1 protein-coding gene is annotated in these 362 nt (G+C 34.8%); it reads left to right on the top strand.

Features of this window, described 5'->3' with window-relative positions:
- Positions 1-362: AAA family ATPase (locus AB4Z29_RS32440; protein ID WP_441946970.1), on the top strand; the 362-nt coding region annotated here is incomplete at both ends.

Here is a 362-nt window from a genome sequence, read left to right as displayed (position 1 = left end):
AACAATGCCTTTACCGAAACCTTTTTTGGTTTTAGCAACTCAAAACCCAATCGATCAGGAAGGAACTTATCTTTTACCTGAAGCACAAAGCGACCGTTTTATGCTGAAATGTAAAATAGATTATCCTGAATTTGAAGACGAAAGAAAAGTAATGAGAATGGTCTCAACTTCTCATCAGCCTGAAATTAAACAGGTGATTTCTTTGCAGAATATCGTTGAAGCAAAAGCAATTGTTAATCAGATTTATCTGGACGAAAAAATTGAAAAATACATTCTGGATATGGTTTTTGCAACCCGTTATCCTGAAAAATATGGTCTTCCTGAATTGAAAAACTATATCAGTTTCGGAGCATCTCCAAGAG

The organism is Paenibacillus sp. 2TAB23 (genome assembly GCF_052115165.1).
In the GTDB taxonomy this organism is placed as follows: Bacteria; Bacillota; Bacilli; order Paenibacillales; family Paenibacillaceae; genus Pristimantibacillus.
Note: the sequence above shows the minus strand (reverse complement) of the source record. Positions and strands in the feature narration are given on the sequence as shown.